Origin of the sequence: Pseudomonas triclosanedens, assembly GCF_026686735.1 — a bacterium.
Lineage (GTDB): Bacteria > Pseudomonadota > Gammaproteobacteria > Pseudomonadales > Pseudomonadaceae > Pseudomonas > Pseudomonas triclosanedens.
The window spans coordinates 4,472,801-4,491,643 of sequence record NZ_CP113432.1 but is presented as its reverse complement, the minus strand read 5'-3'; the positions used below and the strand labels follow the sequence as shown (position 1 = coordinate 4,491,643).

The window sequence follows — 18,843 nt, the reverse complement described above, 5'->3', positions numbered from 1 at the left end:
GGTCCCGGCTCATTCGCTGCCCGGCTCGCCGGCTGGATCGGCCGGTGCCGGCGGCTGCTGGAGCACCATCGTCTGCGGTGACGATAGCGCGATGCCCAGCTCGCGCAGGCGCCCCAGAATGGTGAAGAGCAGGTCGCTGCGCGCCCCGGCGACCGAGCGCGGGCTGTTCACGTAGCCGGAGACACTGAGCGTCAGGCCGGTCGCGCCCAGCTCCTTGAAGGTCACCGACGGCGCCGGGGTATCGATGATCGCCGCGTGTTCGCTGAAGGCGTGCAGCAGCAGCTCGCGGACCTTGAGTACGTCGGTATCCAGCGGCAGCGTCAGGTTGATGCTGACCACACCGAGGGCGTTGCCCATCGTCACGTTGCGCACGTTCTGCGAAATGAACTGCGAGTTGGGGACGATCACCGTGGAATAGTCGGACATCTGGATTTCCGTAGCGCGCACGTTGATGCGGCGGATGTCGCCCTCCACGCCGCCGGTCAGGCTGACCCAGTCGCCAACCTTCACCGGGCGCTCGGTCAGCAGGATCAAGCCGGAAATGAAGTTCTGCACGATGGCCTGCAGGCCGAAGCCGATGCCCACCGACAGGGCGCTGACTACCCATGTAAGGCTGGTCAGGTTGATGCGCAGGGCCGAGAGCACCAGCAGCACCAGGATGACCATGCCGATGTAGCCGACGAGGGTTACCAGCGAGGCGCGCATGCCGGCATCCATGCTGGTTTCCGGCAGCAGTTCGTCGGCCAGCCAGCGCTTGAGCAGACGCAGGCCGAACAGGCCGGCCGCGAGGGTAGCGAGGGCCAGCAGGATGTCCTGCGGGACGATGTTCAGGCGGCCCAGCGACTGGCCGCTTTCCACCAGGTGCAGCATGCCCTGCAGCAACTCGCCGGGGCTGGTGCCCGTGGTGGAAAAGGCCACGAGCACAGTCGAAAGCACCAGCAGGGTGCGGCCGATGCCGGTGAGCAACGTGGCTGCCTGTGCCTGGTGCCGCGGGTCGACCCCGAGGTTGTGCGCCAGGCGTTCGCCGATCGGGTGCCTGGGGGACAGCAGTGCTTCGCAGAGGTCGCCGAACAGCGCGGTGAGCAGGTAGCCGCTGGCGCAGATGACGCTGGCCCAGAGCAGCTTGCCGGCGAGGAAATAGGCCAGCGACAGGTAGCCGGTGACCAATGCCAGGACGATCAGCAGCACGGTCACCAGCATCGCCAACACCAGAATGCCCGCCAGCGCGGAGGTCTCGTGTCCTTCGGCTTCACGGCGCGCGCGGCGGTAGCGATACAGCGCTATGCCGTACAAAACGGCGGTCGCCAGGGCCGTGATGCCATTGACCGCCACGGTCAGCGCGAGGCTGGCGCCGCTGACGCTGTTCAGGCGTTCCTGGGTGCCCAGCAGCAGGAGCATCCAGGCCATCAACCAGGGGAAGGGCGAGAGCGCGCTGGCGACGGGGTCGGGCAGGTCCGGCAGGCGCCAGGATGGCCGCTGCACGGCCAGCAGGGCGCGGCCGAGGCCGGCGGTGAAGGTGCAGAAGATCACCAGCGCGAGCAACTGATCCGCCAGGTTGGACATGCCTGGGGTGAGCTGCTCGTTCCAGTCCAGCCCCTCGCGGATCAGGCCGGCGGCGCCACCCAGGGTCACGATGGTCGCCAGGCTGACCGACAGCGCCAGGGCGCTGCGCCGCAGCCGCCCGACCGGAATCCAGCGGATCATCGCCTTGGTCAGCAACTGCTCCAGCAGGCGCCGGCCCGGTACCCACAGCAGCACTGCGGCGATCAGGCAGGCGATGAAGGGCGCCCGGTTGCCCGGTAGCCAGGCATCGGCGATGGCGTTGCCGACCTGGTTGTGGACAGTCTGGAGACGCCTGAGGTCGTCATCAGTGGGGCGGATCAGGCTCGACCAGAAGCGCGGACTCAGCGGTGGCGGGTAGCGCGTGGCGATCTGTGAGTTGAACTGGCTGCGGCGCAGGTTGACGATCTGCGCGGCGAGGTCCTGGGCGTCCTTGTCCAACTGGTTGGCACGCGCCAATTGTTTCTGCAGGTCCTTCTGCGCATCCGTCAGGTCGTTGCGCTGCTTGCTCAGGCTCTCGGCCTCGTTGGGTGTGGCGGGGCCGAGCACCTTGAGCTGGTCCTCGGTGCGCGACAGCGCTGCGCCGATGTCAGTGGCGTTCTGCTCCGCATGGGCCTGCACGGCCAGCGCGGACTGCCGCAGGTTGGACAGCAGGCCGTCGTCGCTGTCGGCGGAGACGCGTTGGCGGATCAGCTCCAGGCGGGCGCTGAGCTGGTCGACGCCGGCATCCTCGGGCAGGTCCGGCAACTGGATGGAATCGCCGGCCTGGACGTCGGTAGGCTCGTCCGCCAGCACCAGGCTGGCGCCGGCCAGCGACAAGGCCAGCATCAGCAGCACGCGGCTGCAGGTGTGTACGAAGGTTCCCCGCATGTTCCCCCATCCTGTGGTCAAAACGCTTGTCGGTGTTCGACCGGCTGTTGGCCGGGACAATTCCCTGGAGCATAGCGCCGCTCGATCTGGCTTTACTGGCGGGAGTGACGCAAACCGGCATGCAGATGGTTAATGGTCATAAATTCTGGCCATATCGATCCCCTTTTGGCCGCTTCCGCTGTTCTGTGCCGTGCGGTCGCTGGGCAGAATCCTTGTCACTGGACAACAAGAATCCTTCAGAGGGTACCCCCATGCTTACCGTGTACAGCGATGATCACCGCCTGCATTTCGGCCAGTCCGAACTGGTCGACGGCAAACTCCAGCCTTGCTTCGAAATGCCCAGCCGCGCGGACACCGTGCTGGCCCGCGTGAAGTCGCAGAACCTGGGTGAGGTCATTGCGCCGAAGGACTTCGGGCTCGAACCGATCCTGCGCACTCACAACACCCGCTATGTCGAGTTCCTCAAGGGCGCCTGGGCCCGCTGGGCGGCCGAAGGCCATACTGGCGACCTGGTCTCCACCACCTTCCCGGGCCGCCGCCTGCGCCGCGACGGGCCGATCCCCACCGCGCTGATGGGCGAGCTGGGCCACTACAGCTTCGACACCGAAGCGCCGATCACCGCCGGCACCTGGCAGGCCATCTACAGCTCCGCGCAGGTCGCGCTGACCGCCCAGGACCACATGCGCCAGGGCGCCAACATGGCCTTCGGCCTGTGCCGTCCGCCGGGCCACCATGCCGGCAGCGACTTCATGGGCGGCTACTGCTTCCTGAACAACGCCGCCATCGTCAGCCAGGCGTTCCTCGACCAGGGCGCCAAGCGCGTGGCGATCCTCGACGTGGACTACCACCACGGCAACGGCACCCAGGATATCTTCTACCGCCGCAACGACGTGCTGTTCGCCTCGATCCACGGTGATCCGCTGGTCGAGTACCCATACTTCCTCGGCCACGCCGACGAACTGGGCGAGGGTGCCGGCGAAGGCTACAACCACAACTACCCGCTGGCCCACGGCACCGGCTGGGATGGCTGGTCCGCCGCCCTGGACGACGCCTGCCGCAAGATCGCCGCCTATGCGCCGGACGCCGTGGTGGTATCGCTGGGCGTGGACACCTACAAGGACGACCCGATCTCCCAGTTCAAGCTGGACAGCCCGGACTACCTGCGCATGGGCGAACGCATCGCCGCGATGGGCATCCCGACGCTGTTCATCATGGAGGGCGGTTACGCGGTCGAGGCCATCGGCGTGAACGCGGTGAACGTGCTGCAAGGCTACGAAGCCGCGGCCCGCTAAGCGTTCGCCGACGATCCTGTGCGGGTCGGAGCCGCTGCGGCTCCGGCCCGTGGGGTCACCGCATGTTGCGGGGGGCGGCCATGCTGCCGCCCGGTTTCATTACTGCTCGCGAAAACTTCTGCGAGCGCATCAACTGGGGAAGGACATGAACAAGAACAACGCGCTGCGCGGCCTGTTCGCCGCGGCCACCCTCGTCACCGCCTGTGGCGCCAGCGCCGCGCCGGAAGTGCGCATCTACAACTGGTTCGACTATATCGGCCCGGACACCCTCAAGGGCTTCCAGCAGGAAACCGGCATCCGCCCGCAGTACGATGTTTACGACAGTAACGAAGTGCTGGAAGCCAAACTGCTGTCCGGCCACTCCGGCTATGACGTGGTCGTTCCCAGCGACGGCTTCCTTCCCAACTACCTCAAGGCCGGCGTTTTCCAGCCGCTGGACAAGAGCAAGCTGCCGAACTGGAAGAACCTCAATCCGGCGCTGCTCAAGGTGTTGGAGAGCAAGGACCCCGGCAACCAGTACGTGATGCCCTACATGTGGGGCACCAACGGCATCGCCTACAACGTGGACAAGGTCAAGGCCGTGCTCGGCGACAACGCGCCAGTGGATTCCTGGGACCTGGTGTTCAAGCCGGAGAACCTGGCCAAGCTCAAGTCCTGCGGCGTGGCCTTCCTCGATTCGCCCACCGAGGTGATTCCGCAGGTGCTGCACTACCTGGGGCTGCCGCCCAACAGCCGCAACCCGGACGACTACAAGAAGGCCGAGGAGCTGCTGACCCAACTGCGCCCGAACATTACCTATTTCAGCTCCTCGAAGTTCGTTACCGACCTCGCCAACGGCGACGTCTGCGTGGCCCTGGCCTGGTCCGGCGGTGCGATGCAGGCTGCCAGCCGCGCCAAGGAAGCCGGCAACGGTATCCACATCGAGTACCGCATTCCCAAGGAAGGCGCCGCAGCCTGGTTCGACGTGCTGGCGATTCCGAAGGACTCGAAGAACGTCGAGCAGGCCCATGCCTTCCTCAACTACCTGTTGCGCCCGGAAGTGGTGGCGCCGATCTCCGACTACGTCTCCTACGCCAACCCCAACCAGGCGGCGGACGGTCTGATCTCGAAGGAACTGCACGACAACCCCAACGTCTATCCGCCGGCCGATGTGCAGGCCCGGCTGTATTCGGTGGAGATGCTGCCGCCGAAGCTGGAGCGCATCCGTACGCGCACCTGGAGCCAGGTGAAGTCCGGCAAGTGATGTCGCCCGTGGCTGGCTGAATGGCGGATTTCCGTTGGCGGCCGGCCGCCGCGAACTGGCATGATCGGCGGACCTTCTGTTTCGAGGCCCGCCGATCGTCTTTTGGGGCCCCTTTTTCTGCCGAGCCAGCCATGACCCGCCTGGAACCCGTCTATCCCGTATCGCTCCTTGTACCCGGGGGGCGCCAATGATCGCCGAGCGCAAGAGCGCCGATGCCTTCGCCATTCAGGTCATGACCGGCCTGTGCGTGATCTGGGGTATCCAACAGGTGATGGTGAAGCTCGCAGCCCCGGATATAGCGCCGATCATGCAGGCGTTCGGGCGCAACCTGGTGGCCGCCGTGGTCGTCGGCCTGATGATGTGCTGGCGCGGCGGCTGGGAAGGGCTGCGCCAGGGCACGCTGAAGGGCGGGGCGCTGGCGGGCCTGCTGTTCACCGCGGAGTTCTTCTTCATCGCCCAGGGGCTGGTCTACACGTCGGCCTCGCACATGGCGGTGTTCATCTACACGGCGCCGATCTTCTCGGCGCTGGGGCTGCATTTCCTGCTGCCCAGCGAGCGCCTGCGGCCATTACAGTGGCTGGGCATCGCCGTGTGCTTCGGCGGCATCGCGCTGTGCTTTGGCGGCGGTTTCAACCTCGCCGGCATGGACAGCCGCCTGTTGCTGGGTGATGCCTTCGGCGTGCTCGCCGGGTTGTCCTGGGGGCTGACCACGGTGGCAGTGCGCACCACGCGGCTGTCCGAGGCGCCGCCGAGCCTGACGCTGTTCTACCAGTTGTTCACCGCCGCGCTGCTGCTGCCGTTCGCGGCGCTGGCGCTGGGCAAGACCGACGATGTGAGTTTCACCGCCATTGGCGTGGGCAGCGTGCTGTTCCAGGGGCTGGTGGTGTCGTTCTTCAGCTACTTCACCTGGTTCTGGCTGCTGCGCCGCTACCTGGCGTCGAATCTGGCAGTGTTTTCCTTCATGACGCCGATGTTCGGCATCGCCTTCGGCGTGGTGATCCTGGGCGAGCCGCTGACCCTGAACTTCGTCGGTGGCGCCGTGCTGGTGCTGATCGGCATCACCCTGGTGAGCAGCGAGCAGTGGGTGCGCAAGACGCTGCGCCGCCGATAGGTCAATCGTTCCGCTCTTGATTCAAATCAGCGGGCGCCGGGGATGAAGCGCATAGGCTTTGTATCAAGGAGCGAGTGGCACGGGCGGAGAGTGGGACGCCGGGCTACTCTGTTCCTAGGGCGGCTCATGGTGGTAACGGGCCGCCCGACCCGAATTTCGACAAGGAGGCACTCCATGAAACTCTGGCTGCACAGCATCGCGTGGAAACTTGGCATCGCGCTTGGCCTGATCGAGCCTCCGCGTCTGCAACCGATCCCTGTCCCCAGCGACGAGCAGCGTCGCCTGATGGAGCAGCGCCGTCGCTACTGACCGCGCCCTCACCAACCCAAAGAAGAAACCCGCCTGATGGCGGGTTTTTTCTTGCCTGTCATTCGTGGGCCTCGAACCAGTCGTCGATCATGGTCTTCAGCCGTTCCCCGGAGAAACTGGGGAAGTGCCCGCCATGCACTGTGCGTACCGGCAGCGAGCGCAGGCGCGCGAGGCTGGCGGCGTAGTCGTCGAGGTTCGAGTGGTAGGCATCCTCGATCAGCGGGCCATCGTAGATGATGTCGCCGGAGAACAGCGTCTGCGTCCGCTCTTCCCAGAGGCTGATGCCTCCGGGCGAATGGCCGGGCGTGTGCAGCACCTGCAGGGTACGGTCGCCGAGATCGAGTACATCGCCTTCGTCGATGGTGCGAGTGGCCGGTGCGGCCTTGATGCGGTACTCGGCGTAGCACAACGGGCAGTCCGGGTGCGCGTCGAACATCTCGTCGCCGAGAAAGGCGGTAGCCAGCGTACGTTCGCCATCGGGCGAGGCGAGGACGTCGGCTTCGGAGGGGTGCACCAGCCGTTCGTCGAACTCGTGATGCCCGGCGATGTGATCGAAATGCGTATGGCTGGCTACCGCGAGCAGCGGGCGTTCGCTGAGCCACGGCAGTTGTTCGCGCAGGCTGACCACGCCCGAGCCGCTGTCCACCAGTACGTCGCGGTCACGCCCCTGGATGTGCCACATGTTGCAGCGATAGAACGGACGGACGTACGGCTCGTGGATCAGGCTGACTCCGTCGTAGCAGTGACGGATCTCGAACCAGCGGTCGCGGGTGACGATTTTCATGGTTTCGCTCCTGCAGGAGACAGTGCTTCCACCCTAACCTCCCCCGGAAGGAGAGGGAACCGCCCGGAACCTTGGAAGATTGAAGCGGCGTCGCCGGTAGCTGCGCTGCCGCCCGATTCTGGCGGGTTCCCGCTCTTGCGGGAGAGGGCTGGGCGGCGGGACGGGGGCGTGGATGAACCGCCCCGCCTTACGGGTGGCGCAGGGCGGATAACCGCAAGCGATTATCCGCCAGTTGCCGTGGCGCACTGGCTGACGGCCTATGGTACCGGCGTGTTTGGGGGCACCGTCACGGCACGAACGGCGCTGCTTCCATCACTTCGACGATCAGCGGGCGATCGCTCGGTGCGTTGCGCAGCAGTTCCTGCAGGTGCGCATGGTCGCGGGCGCGTTCCGCGGCGCAGCCGAAGCCCCTGGCGATGGCGAGGAAGTCCGGGGTGTAGATGTCCACGCCCAGCGGGGTGATGTCGCGGCGCTCCATGTAGCGCTTGATCTCGCCGTAGCCGTGGTTGTTCCACAGCAATACGACGATCCCCACCTTGGCTTCCACGGCGCTGGCCAGCTCGGTCATGGTGAACTGCAGACCACCGTCGCCCATCAGGCTGATAACCGGGCGGCCCGGTTCGCCGAGCTTGGCGCCGATGGCTGCCGGCAGGCCGTAGCCCAGGGTGCCGTAGCCGGTGGAGGCGTTGAACCAGCGGCGGCCGCCGTCCAGCTCCACCAGGTGGTTGCCGCTGTAGACGGTCTGGGTCGAGTCGCCGACGAAGCGCGCATCGGGCAGGACTTCGAGGATCTTGTCGAACAGGGTGCGGTAGTGCGCCCAGCCGCTGAAGTCTTCGGCCAGTTGCGCCCGTACCCTGGCCGCGCGCTGGGCACCGGGGCTGGCGGCATCGGCCTGGCGGGCCGGCAGCAGTTCCAGCAGGGCGCGCATGGCGGTGCGGGCGTCTGCCTGGATGGCGATGCTCGGGGCGAAGTTGCGCATCAGCTGCTGTGGGTCGATGTCGATGCGGATCAGCTCGCCGCCGATCTTGAAGTTGCCGTCGAACACCACGTCGTAGTCGGTCTCGCCCAGCTCGGTGCCGATGGCCAGCACCACGTCGGCTTCCTGCGCCAGTTCGCGGACCGGAATCAGCGACTGGTTGCTGCCGACCAGCAGTGGATGGTCGGGCTGCAGCAGGCCCTTGGCGTTGATGGTGAGCGCGGTGGGCGCGTCCAGGGCGATGGCCAGTACGCGGGCTTCGGCCTGGGCTTCGACGCAACCACCACCGAGCAGCAGCAGCGGATTGCGGGCCTTGGCCAGCCTGGCGGCGGCTTCGTGCAGCGGCGAGCGCGCGGGAGCGGGGCGCGCCAGCTGCACGCGCGGCTGCACCTGCATGTGCCCGGCGGGGGCTGTGATGATGTCCAGCGGCAGTTCGATGTGTACCGGGCGCGGGCGTTCGCTGTCGAACACGGCGAAGGCACGGGCCAGCACGGCCGGGAGTTCCTCGACGCTCATCAGGGTGTGGCTGAAGGCGGTGACGCCGGCAGTCATGGCGCGCTGGTTGGGTAGCTCGTGCAGGTAGCCGTTGCCGTGGGCCAGGCGCGAGCGCTCGTTGACGCTCGAAATCACCAGCATGGGGATCGAGTCGGCGTAGGCCTGGCCCATCGCGGTGAGGATGTTGGTCATGCCTGGGCCGGTGATGATGAAGCACACGCCCGGCTTGCCGGTGACGCGAGCGTAGCCGTCGGCCATGAAGCCGGCGCCCTGTTCGTGGCGCGGGGTGATGTGGCGGATGCCGCTGTGGGGCAGGCCACGATAGAGCTCGACGGTGTGTACGCCGGGAATGCCGAATACGGTGTCGACGCCCCAGGCTTCGAGTTGCTTGACGAGGAATTCGCCGCAGGTGGTCATGGCAGTTTCCTTGGATTCAGGGTGGGAAATGAAAGGGGGCGCGGTGATCGACTCGCCGCGCCCCTTTTTATCGATTGCTTCGCAGTCAGGCGACGCTGGCGGCGGTCGCCGGGCGGCGCGACAGCAGGCTGACGGCGACGAAGCTCACCAGGCCGATGGCCAGGCTGTAGTAGATCGGGGTGTTGGCGTCGAAGCCGTCCTTGAGCATGAACACCAGTGCGGTGATGAAGCCCAGGGCCATGCTGGTGATGGCGCCGGCGGTAGTGGCGCGCTTCCAGTAGATGGCACCGATCAGCGGGATCAGCATGCCGCCCACCAGCAGGTTGTAGGCCAGGGTCAGGGCGCTGATCACGTCGTTGACGACCAGGGCGATGATCAGCACCAGCAGGCCGGTCAGGGCTGTGAACAGGCGGCTCATGCCCAGGCTGGACTCCCTGCCGCCACGCAGCTTGGGCAGCAGGTCTTCGGTGATGGTGGTGGAGGCGGCGAGCAGGCCGGCGCTGGCGGTGGACATCATCGCGGCCAGGGCAGCGGCGATCACCAGGCCGCGTATGCCGTCGGGCAGGGCGGACTGAACGATGGCGGCGAAGGCGTTGTTGACGTTGTCCAGGTCGGGCAGCAGCACCTTGGCACACATGCCGATCAGTGCGCCGACCAGACCGTAGATCACGCAGTAGATGCCCGCGGTGGTGCCGGCGTACTTGGCGACGTTTTCGTTACGCGCGGTGAACACACGCTGCCAGATGTCCTGGCCGATCAGGATGCCGAAGAAGTAGATCAGGAAGTAGGTGATGATGGTGTCGTAGCCGATGGTGTGGAAGCTGAAGGCACTGGCCGGCAGCTTGGCCACCAGCTCATCCCAGCCGCCCACGCGGTACAGGCAGATCGGCAGCAGGATGAACATCAGGCCGACGGTCTTGATGATGAACTGCACGATGTCGGTGAGGGTCAGCGACCACATGCCGCCGATGGTGGAATACACCACGACCACGCCGCCGCCGAGCAGGACCGAAACCCAGAACGGCAGGCCGAACAGCACCTGCATGACGGTGCCGATGGCCAGGGTGGAAACCACGCCGATCATCAGCGCGTAGGCGAACATGATCACCGCGGAAGCCTGGCGGGCCATCGGGTTGTAGCGGCGCTCCAGCACTTGCGTGACGGTGAAAATGCGCAGCTTAAGCAGCGGCTTGGCCAGGAACAGGTTGAGGGCGATGATGCCGGCACCGAGCGCGGCGCACAGCCAGAAACCGGAAATGCCGTGGACATAGCCCAGGCGTACAGTGCCGACGGTGGACGCACCGCCCAGGACGGTGGCTGCCATCGTGCCCATGTAGAACGACGGGCCGAGGTTGCGACCTGCCACCAGGAATTCCTCGTGGGTCTTGGCCCGGCGCATGCCGTACCAGCCCAGGACCAGCATGCCGGCGGCATAGATCAGAACAACGAATATATCCAAGGCCATGATCGGCTCCTCACGCTTGCTTTGTCATTGTTGCCGCACGCTTGTGGCGCGCGGTGGGTCATCGGACCGGTGGCAACCGGTCCGATGGTGTCCAGGGGTATTGCAGGGATTGCTTCGCCTTCAGGCAGGCGAGTGGATCAGGCTGCGGGTTCGCTGATGCCCTGTAGCGGACGATCGTGGCTGCCGACCCAGCGCGGGCCTTTGGGGCCGTAGACGCCCGCCGGTTCCGGGAACAGCATCAGCAGAGTCACGTACAGCAGCGCGGCGGTACCGAGGGTGATCGGCAGGCTGATGTCGATGCCGCCGGCCAGGTTGCCGAGAGGGCCGACGAACTGGCCTGGCAGGTTGACGAAGCACAGGCCCAGGGCCGCGCTCGGGATCCATGCACCCAGGCCGCGCCAGTTCCATCCATTGTGGAACCAGTAGGCGCCGCCCTTCAGCCCGCGGGTGAACACCTGCAGGTCGTCGGCGTGGTAGAAGCCACGGCGGATGACCAGGCCGAGGATCATGATCACCATCCAGGGGCTGGTACAGGTGATGATCAGCACGGCGAAGGTGGACACGCTCTGTACCAGGTTAGCGGCGAAGCGGCCGATGAAGATGAAGGCGATGGACAGCAGGCCGATCAGCAGGGTGGCCTGCACGCGGTTGAGCAGACGCGGGAACACGCTGGACATGTCCAGGCCGGTGCCGTACAGCGAGGTGGTGCCGGTGGACATGCCGCCGATCACCGCGATCAGGCACACCGGCAGGAAGAACCAGCTCGGCGATACCGCCAGCAGGCCGCCGACGTAGTTGTTCTGGGTGATGTAGTCCGGGGCGCTGACCGCGACGATGGTTGCGGTGGCCAGGCCGAACAGGAACGGGATCAGGGTGGCCAACTGGGCGCAGATCACCGCCAGCATGATGCGCTTCTGCGAGGTCTGGCGCGGAATGTAGCGAGCCCAGTCACCGAGGAAGGCGCCGAACGATACCGGGTTGCTCATGGCCAGCAGGGCGGCGCCGATGAAGGCGGCCCAGAAGCCTTCGCTACCCATCTGCACGGTGCCGGCGTAGCTGGCGTCGAACGGACCTGCGAAGGCGAACAGGCCGAGCAGGAACAGCAGGCTCGCGGCCCACACGGCGATCTTGTTCACCATCAGCATGAAGCGGAAGCCGTAGATGCAGACGATCAGCACCAGCACGGCGAACAGGCCATAGGCCAGGCCCAGGGTAAGGTCGGTCTCCGGCAGGTCGAACAGGCGCTTGGCGCCGCCGATCAGCGCATCCCCCGAACTCCACACGGAGAGCGAGAAGAACGCCACGGCGGTGAGCAGCGACAGGAACGAACCGACGATCCGCCCGTGTACGCCAAAGTGGGCGCCGGATGAAACTGCGTTGTTGGTGCCGTTGAGCGGACCGAACAGGCTCATCGGGGCGAGGATCAGCGAGCCGACCAGCACGCCGAGGACGATGGCCCAGACGCCGGCCTGGAACGACAGCCCGAACAGAACCGGGAAGCTGCCCAGCACCGCTGTGGCGAAAGTGTTGGCGCCGCCGAAAATCATGCGGAACAGGTCGGTGGGCGTGGCGTTACGTTCGTTATCAGGGATCTGCTCGACCCCGAATGTCTCGATCGTTGTAATTGCGTGTGCGTTGTTCTTGTTATCCATGACTTCCTCCCGGGGAGCCCTGTCTTTATGGCGTCGGAGACGGTGACAGGTGCTCGTGCGTGGCCAGCCAGCGGCCCTGTTTCGGATCACGGCGGAAGATGATGGTCTCCCGTTCGTGGTTCAGGCTTTCCTCTCCCTGGATGCGCAGCCGCGTGGCGACGTCGTGGCAGAACACCGCCACATCGTCACTCTGCAGGCTCACAAAGGTGTTGCTCGATTGGCAGTCAAGGACTTCGAAGCCATCGTCACGCAGCCAGCCTTCCCACACCTCGCGGTACGCCGCGCGCGAGAGCAGCGGCTGCGGCCAGGTATGGAAGATGAAGCTGGCGTCTTCGCTGAAGGCAGCGAAGTAGGCTTCGGTGTCGGTGCGCGCGAAGGCTGCCACGAGAACGCGGGCAGCCTCCAGCACCTGTGCTACGCAGGCGTCGTTATTCATGTTTTTGCTCGTGCGCTCAGCGGCGCTCTACGCCCGGGAGGATGCAGAGCATTTCGTACAGCAGATTGGCGCCGAGCAGCGAGGTGTTGCCGGTGGTGTCATAAGGCGGGGAAACTTCCACCAGGTCGCAGCCGATGATGTCCAGGCCCTGGCAGCCGCGCACGATTTCCATCGCCTGGATGGTGGTCAGGCCGCCGATTTCGGGGGTGCCGGTGCCGGGCGCCCAGGCCGGGTCGATGCCGTCGATGTCGAAGGACAGGTAAACCGGGCCGCCGCCGACTTTCTCGCGGACTTCGGCCATCAGCGGTTCCAGCGATTTGTGCCAGCACTCTTCGGCCTGTACTACGCGGAAGCCCTGCTTGCGGCTCCAGTTGAAGTCTTCGGCGGTATAGCCCTGGGCGCGCAGGCCGATCTGCACCACGCGGTCGCAGTCCAGCAGGCCCTCTTCCACTGCGCGGCGGAAGGTGGTGCCGTGGGCGATCTTCTCGCCGAACATGTGATCATTGACGTCCGCGTGGGCGTCGATGTGCACCAGGCCGACCTTGCCGTGCTTCTTGTGGATGGCACGCAGGATCGGCAGGGTGATGGTGTGGTCGCCGCCCAGGGTCAGCGGGACGATGCCGTGGTCGAGGATCTTGTCGTACGCCTCCTCGATGATGCGCACGGCCTCCAGCAGATTGAAGGTGTTGATCGCCACGTCGCCGATGTCGGCGATGTTCAGCGAGTCGAACGGTGCGGCACCGGTGGCCATGTTGTACGGACGAATCATCACCGATTCGGCGCGGATCTCGCGCGGTCCGAAGCGGGTGCCCGAGCGAAGGGAGGTGCCGATGTCCAGCGGTACGCCGACGAAGGCAGCATCCAGCTCGTTGAGCTGTTCGGGGGACTGGATATGCGGCAGGCGCATCATGGTGGCGATGCCGCCGAATCGCGGCATTTCGTTTCCGCCCAGGGGCTGATGAAGTTTCTTGTCCATGGGGAAGGCCTCACGCGTTGGTCGCTGTTTTCGTGGAAACAGGCTTGTTGATACTGGGACCGGATTCTCGTCAGGCCGGGTAGTGGGAAAAATCTCTGGCTACAAATAATTAGTTCAGAGTTTTCTAAACTATCCGGGGTGGATAGACTGCGCCAGCTTGCCGCAGGACCCGGTACGACAGGCTCATGGCCTGTGGCTCCTGAATAGATAGCTGGCTTGCTATCATGTTTTTTCCTGGTATAGAAAGTACTGAACTAGAGCGGCCTGGCCGCCCTTTGCGGAGTCGTCATGAGCGCCAGTGCACTGCCTGACGTGAAGCTGCTGCGGATATTTGCCTGCGTAGTGCGCAGCCAGGGCTTCGCCGCGGCCCAGCAGGAGCTGAACCTGTCTACCTCGGCCATCAGCACCTACATGAGCCAGTTGGAGAACCAGTTGGGCATCGTCCTCTGCCATCGCGGTCGCGGCGGCTTCGGGCTGACCAGCAAGGGCGACCTGTTCTATCAGGAAACCCTGCGCATCCTCGGTGAACTGGAAGGCTTCGAGCGATACGCCGCCGCGCTCAAGGGCGAGCTGCGCGGCACGCTCAACCTTGGCGTGCTCGACTCCACCGTGAGCGACCCGGCGTTGCCGCTGGCGGAAGTCATCGGCTCCTTCAGCAGCCTGCACCCGGCGGTCCACCTGCACTTGCAGGTGCAGAGCCCCTACGAGCTGCAGCTTGCGGTACTCGACAACCGCCTGGACCTGGCCATCGGCTCTTTCTTCAGCCGGATGAACGGCCTGGTCTACCAACCCCTGTATAGAGAGCAGCACTGGCTGTACTGCAGCGACCGCCATCCGCTGTTCGATGGCCGGCGCATTCCCGCCGAGGTGATCACCCAGCAGCGCATGGTCGGCCGCGGTTACTGGAGCCAGGCGGAACTGGCCCGGCACGGCTTCAAGCACAGTGCCGGCACGGTGGAGAGCATGGAGGCACAACTGATCCTGATTCTCTCCGGCGGCTACATCGGCTACCTGCCCGAGCACTACGCGCACCCCTGGGTGGACCAGGGCCGCCTGCGCGCCTTGTTGCCGGCCACCTTTGGCTACCAGGCGCCGTTCTCGCTGATCCTGCGCCGCGGCCGTTCCCGCGAGCCACTGATCCAGAACTTCCGCGACCTGCTTCGCACCCAGCCGAGCCAGACATGAGCCGTGCCCGTTGCCCTCGCTGCGAGCGGCCGCTGGACCATTGCCTGTGTGCGCTGATCCCGCGCCTGGACAACCGCACGCGCGTACTCCTGCTGCAGCACCCCAGCGAAGTCGGTCATGCGCTCAATACCGCTCGCCTGGCGGTGCTGGGGCTGATGAACGCCGAACTGCGCGTGGGCGAGGATTTCACCGATCTCGACCTCTCGACCTGGGATGCGTGGCTGCTGTTTCCCGGCGAGTCCGCCGTGGCGCTGGCCGACCTGGCGGAGCGACCTGTGGATAGACCCCGCCTGCTGGTGGTGCCCGACGGCACCTGGCGCAAGGCGCGCAAACTGCTGCACCTCAACCCGAACCTCGCCGCGCTGCCGCGGGTGGTGCTGCCGCAAGGGCTCACTTCGCGCTACCGCCTGCGCAAGGCGCCGGCCGAGGGTGCGCTGTCCACTATCGAGGCGGTGGTCCACGCCCTCGACGCGCTGGATGCGCCGCAGTCCCATGCTGACCTGCTGCGGCCATTCGATGCGCTGATCGAAGGGCAGATCGCCGCGATGGGCGAGGAGACCTTCCAGCGTAACCACGGGCAGCGCTCTTCCTCCTGACGGCAGAGCTTTTCCCCGATCCTGCGTGCAGTCCTGTCCCGGCCTGCTCTGCCTACGTAGGAGCAGACACCATCACCAGCCCACCCTGTAGGAACACCGTCTTTGGCACGTTCGTAGGATGGGTGGAGCGAAGCGATACCCATCGCGCATCGCACTCCGACGTTGATGGGTATCGCAGGCTCCACCCATCCTAGGGCTGACGCCAATGCTGGCGTTCGATGCCTTCGCAGGAGCGGACACCATCACCAGCCACCCGCAGGAGCACCGTCTTTGGCACGTTCGTAGGATGGGTGGAGCGAAGCGATACCCATCGCGCATCGCACTCCGACGTTGATGAGTATCGCAAGCTCCACCCATCCTGCGGCTGACGCCAATGCTGGCGTTCTATGCCCGTGAGCCGGCCGATGGCGGGTTCGTTAATGCGCCCTACGGCGCATTGCCCGAGCAGCGAGGCACGCTGCTGGTGGCGTCCCATGACGCGGCGTTTCTGGCCCGGCTGGCGCTGGGTCGTCGGGTGACGCTTTACCTGCCGGGAGGGGGCTGGGTAGGATCGACCTCCCTCTCTTTCCGGCTGCCTCTGCCGTGCTCCGCCCAGGCGTTGATTCGCGAAGCGGGCATTCATGCTGCCGACGCTCCAATCGCCGTCACCTGTGTGACGTGCTATCCCTTGGTGATCTGTTGAATCAGGATGAATCCATGCTCATTCGCCAACGCATCGCCGCGGATAACCCGCGGCTGCTCGATATCTGGCTAGGCGCCGTGCACGCGACGCACCACTTCCTCCAGGCATCTGACATCGATGACCTGTTGCCCCAGGTCCGCGATCTCTACCTGCCCGCCGTCGAGGTGTGGGTAGCGGTGGACGATGACGACCTCCCGCTGGGTTTCATCGGGCTCAATGAGCAGCATGTGGAAATGCTCTTCATCGATCCGGGCTGTCGTGGCCGCGGCCTTGGCCGTGCGCTGCTGGATTTTGCGCGCGAATTGCGCGGCATGCTGAGTGTCGACGTCAATGAACAGAATCCTCAGGCGGTGGGGTTCTATCTGCATTACGGCTTCGTCCAGACCGGACGCTCGCCGACCGATGGTGAGGGAAGGCCATTCCCCCTGCTGCACATGAGTCTGGCGGCCTCGGCGTAACGAACGCGCCCTTGCCGGATGGGTGGAGCGCGGCGATACCCATCCGGCGCACTGCGTGGGACGCGCTACAGGGCACGCTCGGTTTCCCCGCTGCTGAAGCGAATGCTGCGGACGCCGAGCTTCAGCAGGCTTTCGGCGAACAGCTCGGTGTAGGTCGCGCGGCAATCCCACGCAGCCTCCCAGTCCTCCTTGCGGCGCCAGTGCAGACGGCCGACCAGGCGCTGCGGGTCGCCCTCGGCGTGCAACTCGCTGGCGAGGTAACCGGGGCGCAGGTAGAACAACTGCTGCAGGTGCTCCAGATAGTCCCCCAGCTTTGCGGCGATATGCGGGCGCTGTTGCGGCGTCACGTCGATCTCGATCTGCAGGACGAAGTGCGGATTGTCCACGCAGGCGTGGGCGTGGATCGGGCTGGGCTGGGTCATGGGTTCTTGGCTCCTGTCTTGAACCGAATGCCAGGCGAGGGTAAAACCTCAACTTAAGTTGAGGTCAAGAGCCCGTCATGAAGAAATCTTCCTCCTGTTCCATGCACCGTGACCTGAGCGTCGGTGAGCTGGCCAAGCGCGCCGGCGTGGCCGTTTCCGCGCTGCATTTCTACGAGGCCAAGGGCCTGATCGGCAGTTCGCGCAATGCCGGGAACCAGCGCCGCTATTCCCGCGACACGCTGCGCCGGGTGGCGGTGATCAAGGTCGCACAACGCGTTGGCATTCCCCTGGGGGAGATCGCAGAGGCGCTGGCGTCGCTGCCGACCGGGCACAACCCGACGGCGGCGGACTGGGCGCGGTTATCGGCGCGCTGGCGGGATGATCTGAACGAACGCATCGAGAAACTGCTGTTGCTACGCGACCAACTGGACGGCTGTATCGGTTGCGGCTGCCTGTCGATGGAGGCTTGCCCGCTGCGCAACCCGGGAGACTGCCTGGCTCAGGAGGGGCCGGGCGCGCACTGGCAGGTGGAGGAGGAGTGAGCTGAACGCCGCTGACCTCAGCGTTCCCGCAGCGCTTCCCAGCGAGCCTTGAGTACCGGCTTGAGGATGTAGTCCAGCACGCTCTTCTCGCCGGTGATGATGTCCACCGTCGCCACCATGCCGGGAATGATCAGCAGCGGCTTGGCGTCGGTGCCCAGGTGGTTCTTGTCGGTGCGCACCTGGATCAGATAGAAGCTGTTGCCCTTGTCGTCGGTGATGGTGTCGGCGCTGATCAGCTCCAGCTTGGCCTTCAGCCCACCGTAGATGGTGTAGTCATAGGCGGTGAACTTCACGGTCGCCGGCTGGCCGGGGTGGAGGAAGGCGATGTCCTGCGGGCGTACCCGCGCTTCCACCAGCAGGTTGTCTTCCAGCGGGACGATTTCCACCATGTCACTGCCTGGCTGCACCACGCCGCCGATGGTGTTGACCTTGAGCTGCTTGACGATACCGCGCAGGGGCGCGACCACCAGGGTGCGGTTGACCTTGTCGTCGATGGCGCGGCTGGTGGCGGTCAGCTTGTTGAGCTCGGTGCGAGCTTCGTTCAGCTCCTTGAGCGCGTCGCTGCGAAAGCCCAGCCTGGATTCCTCGACCTTGCGCTGGATTTCGTTCACCGCCGCCTCGGCGCGGGGAATCGCCAGGTTGGTGGCGTTGAGGTCGCCGCTGATCTCCACCGCGCTGCGGCGCAGGCGCAGAAGCTCGACGGGCGACACGGCGCCGGCCTTCACCAGCGGCTCGGACATGTTGATCTCCTGCTGCACCAGGCCCAGGCTCGAACGGTATTGCTGGGTCTTGGCGCGGAATTCCTGGAGCTCCTGGCCTTTCTGCCGCAGTTGTTCCTGGAGGATATTCAGCTCGCTGTTCTGCCGTTGCTGGCGGGTCTGGTAGAGCGCCATCTGGTCTTCCACCACTTGCGGGGCGTCTTTCTTCAGCTCGTCGGTGAACACCGGAGGGCGGCCTTCCGCTTCTGCGCTCAGGCGTTCCACGCGGGCCTCCAGGGAGTTGCGATCGGCTTCGGTCTCGCCCTTGTTGGAGGAGAAGCGGGTGTCGTCCAGGCGCAAAAGAGGCTGGCCCTTTTCCACCACCTGGCCCTCGCGGACGAAAATTTCCGAGACGATGCCGCCCTCCAGGTTCTGGATGGTCTGCACCTTGGAAGAAGGGATGGCCTTGCCTTCACCCTTGGTCACCTCCTCGATGTTGGCGAAATAGGCCCAGGCGATCGCTACCACCAGCAGCGCGAGGGCCGCCCACAGGGTGATGCGGGTGGCATTGGGCGAGTCTTCCAGCAGGGTGCCTTGCACCTCGGGCATGAATTCGGTGTCGCGGGCGCCGTTGCCGCCCAGGTAACCGCGGATCGATTGCGTGAGCTGCATGG

At 65.4% G+C, this 18,843-nt stretch carries 18 protein-coding genes; 9 read left to right on the top strand and 9 right to left on the bottom strand.

The features are described 5' to 3' along the window. Positions 1–9: 9 nt before the first annotated feature. Entirely contained in the window at positions 10–2,430 is a 2,421-nt protein-coding gene (locus OU419_RS20785) for a DUF3772 domain-containing protein (protein WP_254470853.1), read from the bottom strand. Between the two features lie 251 nt (positions 2,431–2,681). Between OU419_RS20785 and OU419_RS20780 the strand changes: the two genes are divergently transcribed. The 4 genes from OU419_RS20780 (at position 2,682) to OU419_RS20765 (ending at position 6,385) form a co-directional block, all read left to right on the top strand. After that, positions 2,682–3,722, top strand: a complete 1,041-nt coding sequence (locus OU419_RS20780; protein WP_254470854.1) for a histone deacetylase family protein — start codon at positions 2,682–2,684, stop codon at positions 3,720–3,722. 145 nt (positions 3,723–3,867) lie between these two features. Continuing rightward, complete coding sequence (locus OU419_RS20775; protein ID WP_254470855.1) at positions 3,868–4,965, top strand: extracellular solute-binding protein; 1,098 nt, start codon at positions 3,868–3,870, stop codon at positions 4,963–4,965. A gap of 187 nt (positions 4,966–5,152) precedes the next feature. Continuing rightward, entirely contained in the window at positions 5,153–6,076 is a 924-nt protein-coding gene (locus OU419_RS20770) for a DMT family transporter (RefSeq protein ID WP_254470856.1), read from the top strand. Positions 6,077–6,250: 174 nt separating this feature from the next. Next, entirely contained in the window at positions 6,251–6,385 is a 135-nt protein-coding gene (locus OU419_RS20765; protein ID WP_268172112.1) for a PA1414 family protein, read from the top strand. A gap of 58 nt (positions 6,386–6,443) precedes the next feature. On the opposite strand, the gene OU419_RS20760 is transcribed toward OU419_RS20765, so the two are convergent. The 6 genes from OU419_RS20760 to speB all read right to left on the bottom strand — a co-directional run bounded on the left by OU419_RS20760 (position 6,444) and on the right by speB (position 13,586). After that, positions 6,444–7,169 carry an MBL fold metallo-hydrolase gene (locus tag OU419_RS20760; RefSeq protein ID WP_254470857.1) on the bottom strand — a complete coding sequence of 242 codons (726 nt, stop codon included), beginning with the start codon at positions 7,167–7,169 and terminating at the stop codon, positions 6,444–6,446. Positions 7,170–7,455: 286 nt separating this feature from the next. Next, entirely contained in the window at positions 7,456–9,057 is a 1,602-nt protein-coding gene (locus tag OU419_RS20755) for a 5-guanidino-2-oxopentanoate decarboxylase (protein WP_254470858.1), read from the bottom strand. Positions 9,058–9,142: 85 nt separating this feature from the next. Next, positions 9,143–10,522, bottom strand: coding sequence for a sodium:solute symporter (locus tag OU419_RS20750; RefSeq protein WP_254470859.1), 1,380 nt, complete (start codon positions 10,520–10,522; stop codon positions 9,143–9,145). A gap of 137 nt (positions 10,523–10,659) precedes the next feature. After that, positions 10,660–12,174, bottom strand: coding sequence for a purine-cytosine permease family protein (locus tag OU419_RS20745; protein ID WP_254470860.1), 1,515 nt, complete (start codon positions 12,172–12,174; stop codon positions 10,660–10,662). 25 nt (positions 12,175–12,199) lie between these two features. Continuing rightward, positions 12,200–12,610 (bottom strand): YybH family protein, encoded by a 411-nt coding sequence (locus tag OU419_RS20740; RefSeq protein WP_254470861.1) that lies wholly within the window; start codon positions 12,608–12,610, stop codon positions 12,200–12,202. Between the two features lie 16 nt (positions 12,611–12,626). Further along, positions 12,627–13,586 carry an agmatinase gene (gene speB, locus OU419_RS20735; protein WP_254470862.1) on the bottom strand — a complete coding sequence of 320 codons (960 nt, stop codon included), beginning with the start codon at positions 13,584–13,586 and terminating at the stop codon, positions 12,627–12,629. 288 nt (positions 13,587–13,874) lie between these two features. Between speB and OU419_RS20730 the strand changes: the two genes are divergently transcribed. The 4 genes from OU419_RS20730 (at position 13,875) to OU419_RS20715 (ending at position 16,507) form a co-directional block, all read left to right on the top strand. Beyond that, on the top strand, positions 13,875–14,771 hold the full coding sequence (locus tag OU419_RS20730) for a LysR family transcriptional regulator (RefSeq protein ID WP_254470863.1): 897 nt from the start codon (positions 13,875–13,877) through the stop codon (positions 14,769–14,771). Further along, positions 14,768–15,367: a tRNA-uridine aminocarboxypropyltransferase gene (locus OU419_RS20725; protein WP_254470864.1), complete on the top strand. Its 600-nt coding sequence runs from the start codon at positions 14,768–14,770 to the stop codon at positions 15,365–15,367. Before OU419_RS20730 ends, OU419_RS20725 begins: the two co-directional genes overlap by 4 nt. Before the next feature lie 373 nt (positions 15,368–15,740). After that, on the top strand, positions 15,741–16,049 hold the full coding sequence (locus OU419_RS20720) for a hypothetical protein (protein WP_254470865.1): 309 nt from the start codon (positions 15,741–15,743) through the stop codon (positions 16,047–16,049). A gap of 14 nt (positions 16,050–16,063) precedes the next feature. Continuing rightward, positions 16,064–16,507, top strand: a complete 444-nt coding sequence (locus OU419_RS20715) for an acetyltransferase (protein WP_254470866.1) — start codon at positions 16,064–16,066, stop codon at positions 16,505–16,507. Positions 16,508–16,572: 65 nt separating this feature from the next. Here the strand turns inward: OU419_RS20715 and OU419_RS20710 are convergent, their stop codons facing one another. Then, positions 16,573–16,929 (bottom strand): antibiotic biosynthesis monooxygenase, encoded by a 357-nt coding sequence (locus tag OU419_RS20710; protein WP_254470867.1) that lies wholly within the window; start codon positions 16,927–16,929, stop codon positions 16,573–16,575. A gap of 77 nt (positions 16,930–17,006) precedes the next feature. Between OU419_RS20710 and soxR the strand changes: the two genes are divergently transcribed. Next, positions 17,007–17,471, top strand: coding sequence for a redox-sensitive transcriptional activator SoxR (soxR, locus tag OU419_RS20705; protein ID WP_254470868.1), 465 nt, complete (start codon positions 17,007–17,009; stop codon positions 17,469–17,471). Positions 17,472–17,488: 17 nt separating this feature from the next. On the opposite strand, the gene OU419_RS20700 is transcribed toward soxR, so the two are convergent. After that, positions 17,489–18,841 (bottom strand): HlyD family type I secretion periplasmic adaptor subunit, encoded by a 1,353-nt coding sequence (locus OU419_RS20700; RefSeq protein ID WP_254470869.1) that lies wholly within the window; start codon positions 18,839–18,841, stop codon positions 17,489–17,491. Between the last annotated feature and the right edge of the window lie 2 nt (positions 18,842–18,843).